This window comes from Streptomyces sp. ActVer (assembly GCF_027270795.1).
Taxonomy (GTDB): domain Bacteria; phylum Actinomycetota; class Actinomycetes; order Streptomycetales; family Streptomycetaceae; genus Streptomyces; species Streptomyces umbrinus_A.
Map to the genome: position 1 here is coordinate 1 of NZ_JAPWHT010000679.1, position 3,801 is coordinate 3,801.

Genomic DNA, 3,801 nt, shown 5'->3' on the forward strand with positions numbered 1-3,801 from the left:
CGGGCGGTCTCGGCCGTACGGGCTTGAGCTGGCCGGACTGGCCGCGTGGGCGCGGGAGTTGGCGGACACGGTGGAGAAGGACGGGGCGGCCGTGGACGCGGAGGTGTGGGCGCCGCGGCTGCGGGGCAGCGGGGTCTGACAGCGCTTCAGGGCCGGGCCGGCCCTCCTGCGCCGGACGCGGTGACGGGACCGTCGGTGGCGTGGGGCAGACTCGGGGTGTGCGAAAGATTCATGTCATCGGCATCGGAGCGGGCGATCCCGACCAACTGACCCTGCAGGCGGTCAAGGCGCTGAGGAGCACGGACGTGTTCTTCATCCTCGACAAGGGCGAGGCCAAGTCGGACCTCGTCCAGCTGCGCCGTGACATTCTCGACGCGCATCTGCCGGACGGGACGTACCGCCTGGTGGAGGCGCGCGATCCGGAGCGGGACCGGGCCGCCGGCGGCGCGCGCTACTCCCCCGCCGTCGGCGACTGGCGCAGTGCGCGGGCCGACATCTACGAGCGGCTGATCACCGAAGAGCTGGGCGAGGACGAGAGCGGGGCGTTCCTCGTCTGGGGCGACCCCTCCTTGTACGACAGCACGCTGGGGATTCTGGAGGAGATCCTCGACCGGGGCGCGGCCTCCTTCGAACACGACGTCGTGCCGGGCATCAGCAGCGTCTCGGCGCTGGTCGCCCGCCACCGCACCGGGCTCAACCGTGTGGCCCGGCCCGTCCAGATCACCACGGGCCGCCGGCTCGCCCAGGGCTTCCCTCAGGACGTCGACGACGTGGTGGTCATGCTCGACGCCCACCAGGCCTTCCAGCAGTACGCCGACCAGGACATCGACATCTACTGGGGCGCCTACATCGGCACGCCCGACGAGATCCTGGCCTCCGGCCCCCTCGCGGAGACGGCCCCGCGCATCGCCGAACTGCGCGAGCGGGCCCGCGACCGCAAGGGCTGGATCATGGACACGTACCTGCTGCGCAGACACCCCCGGGACTAGACGCGTCCGGCAGGCGCGCGCCAAAAGGGGCGCGGGGAACTGCGCGACCAGCCACGGCGAACCCGCAGCCGACGCACCGGCCTTCCAGCGGGGAGCGTTCAGGGACGCCGGACACCCCACCCCTGCCCCAACACCCCACCTCCGCCCCGCACCACCGCGGTAGCGGGCTCGCGCCCGTGCGGACGGCCCCGCATGCAGCCGCCACCACCCGGTGTGAAGCTGACGGGTGTGACGACCACCGACACCGCCGAGCCGCCGTCCGAGGCTCGGACGGCTCCCGCTCAGCCGCCCGTGCTGGACAAGCGCCGCCGCAACGTCGTCTTCGTGACGATCATGCTCGGCATGCTGCTGGCCGCGCTGGACCAGACGATCGTGGGGACGGCCCTGCCGACGATCGTGTCGGACCTCGGCGGTGCGGAACACATGTCGTGGGTGGTCACCAGCTATCTGCTCGCGGAGACCGTCGCGACCGTGCTGGTCGGCAAGTTCGGTGACCTCTTCGGCCGCAAGGTGGTCTTCCAGGCGTCGGCGATCATCTTCATCACCGGCTCGTTCCTGTGCGGCCTCGCCTCGAACATGACGCTGCTGATCGTCTGGCGGGGCGTGCAGGGCATCGGCGCGGGCGGTCTGATGGTCACCGCGATGGCCCTGATCGCCGATGTGATCCCGCTGCGCGAGCGCGGCAAGTACCAGGGCGCCATCGGTGCCGTCTTCGGTGTCGCCACCGTCATCGGCCCGCTGCTCGGCGGCCTCTTCACCGACCACCTCACCTGGCGCTGGTGCTTCTACGTCAACGTCCCCATCGCGATCCTCGTGGTCGTGGCCGCGGCCCGCACGATCCCGGTGGTGAAGTCGCCCTCCCGCCCGGTCATCGACTACCTGGGCATCGCTCTGGTCGCCGTCGGCGCCAGCGCCCTGATCCTGGCGACGAGCTGGGGCGGCAACGAGTACGCCTGGAGCTCGCCGGTCATCATCGGCCTCTTCGCGGGCGGCGTCGTCGCCCTCGCGGCCTTCTGCTGGGTGGAGACCCGCGCGGACCAGCCGATGCTGCCGATGCGGCTGTTCGGCAACCCCGTCTTCACGGTCTGCTCGATCCTCAGCTTCATCGTGGGCTTCGCGATGCTCGGCGCGATGACGTTCCTGCCGACGTTCCTGCAGTACGTGGACGGCGACTCGGCCACGATCTCCGGCGTCCGCACCCTGCCCATGGTCATCGGGCTGCTCATCGCGTCGGTGTTCAGCGGCAACGTGGTCAGCAAGACCGGCCACTACCGCGTCTTCCCCATCGTCGGGTCCCTGGTCATGGGCGTCGGCCTGTACCTGCTCTCCATGATGGGCCCCGGCACCAACACCTGGCTCGCGTCGTTCTACATGTTCGTCCTCGGCACCGGAATCGGTCTGTGCATGCAGGTGCTCACCATCGCCGTGCAGAACACCGTCGAGTACTCCGACCTGGGCACCGCGACGTCCGGGGTGACCTTCTTCCGTACGCTGGGCAGTTCGTTCGGCACCGCGGTGTTCGGCACGATCTACACGAACACGCTGGCGCCGCAGCTCGCGGACGGCGTCGCGGAGGCGGCCCGGACGACCGGGACCGACCCCGCGGCCCTCACGAAGGCCGCGACCAGTCCGGAGGGGCTGCACGAACTGCCGTCGGCGACCGCCGCGCCCATCGTGGAGGCCTATGCCGACACGCTCCAGACCGTCTTCCTGTGGACCGTGCCGGTGACGCTGATCGGTTTCGTGGTCGCGCTGTTCCTCAAGCAGGTGCAGCTGCGCGACAGCGCCCGGATGGGGTCAACGGACCTGGGCGAGGGCTTCGCGACCCCCTCCTCGGCCGACAACCAGCGGCGTCTGGAGGCCGTGGTCGGAAAGATCATCGGCGGTACGAGTCCGGACGCCATGCGCCGGCTCGTCACCGAGTCCGACACCCGTCTCGACATCGCGGGCGCCTGGGCCGTCATGCAGGTGGAACTGTTCACCAGGATGGTCGGCCATGCGAGCCTCAGCCTGATCGCAGCCCGCCGCCGCATGCCTCCGGAAGTCCTGGTCCCGGTCTTCCAGCGCATGGTCGAGGAGGGCTACCTCACACGCGACGGCACCCTCTTCTCCCACACCGAGGCGGGTGACCGCGAGGCCCGCGTCATCGGCAAGGCCCTGGCCACCGCGCTCGCCGAACGCGTCGAACAGGACATCGGACGCCCCTCCGGCGCGGACCTCCGCGCCGCCGTCGACACCATCGCCAAGCGTCTTCTGGTCGAGGACCTGACCCACGACATCCTGACGGAGGACCGCCCCAAGTCCCTGGCGGCGGCCACGACGGAGACCTGACCAGCACGACGAGCACGCATCCCGAGCCGTCCGATCCTGCCTCCTACCCGGCCTCCCGCCCCTCCCCGAAGCCCAGCCGGGCCAGCACCGACGCCACATCCGGTTCGGCTCGTACCCCCTCCGGGAGGGGAGGGCGGTGTACGACCACGACCGGCAGCCCCAGTTCCCGGGCGGCCGTCAGTTTGGCCGAGGTGGCCGAGCCGCCGCTGTCCTTGGTGACCAGGACGTCGATGCGGTGGTCGCGCAGGAGGGCCGTTTCGGACTCCACCGTGAACGGGCCGCGGGCCAGCAGGACTTCCGTGTGGCGCGGCATCGGCGGCTCGGGGGGTTCCACCGAGCGTACGAGGTAGTGCAGTTCGGGCTCGCCTGCGAAGGCCGCGAGACCCAGGCGGCCCGTCGTGAGGAAGACGCGCCGGCCCAGGGGCGGGAGCAGGGCGGCGGCTCCGGCGAGGGACGCCGCCGGGTGCCAGCGGTCGCCGGG

General features: G+C 71.0%; 3 protein-coding genes. 2 read left to right on the plus strand and 1 reads right to left on the minus strand.

Annotation, left to right across the window (positions count from 1 at the left end):
* Window positions 1-218: 218 nt before the first annotated feature.
* Together cobF and O3Q52_RS50315 are read left to right on the plus strand one after the other, a co-directional pair.
* On the plus strand, window positions 219-989 hold the full coding sequence (cobF, locus tag O3Q52_RS50310) for a precorrin-6A synthase (deacetylating) (RefSeq protein WP_269655117.1): 771 nt from the start codon (window positions 219-221) through the stop codon (window positions 987-989).
* 291 nt (window positions 990-1,280) lie between these two features.
* The gene (locus tag O3Q52_RS50315; protein ID WP_269655119.1) at window positions 1,281-3,320 is read left to right on the plus strand and encodes an MDR family MFS transporter; all 2,040 of its coding nucleotides are present in this window, start codon (window positions 1,281-1,283) and stop codon (window positions 3,318-3,320) included.
* Between the two features lie 43 nt (window positions 3,321-3,363).
* Here O3Q52_RS50315 and O3Q52_RS50320 read toward each other — a convergent pair.
* On the minus strand, window positions 3,364-3,801 hold a 438-nt coding region (locus O3Q52_RS50320; RefSeq protein ID WP_269655118.1), incomplete at its 5' end, for a precorrin-6A/cobalt-precorrin-6A reductase.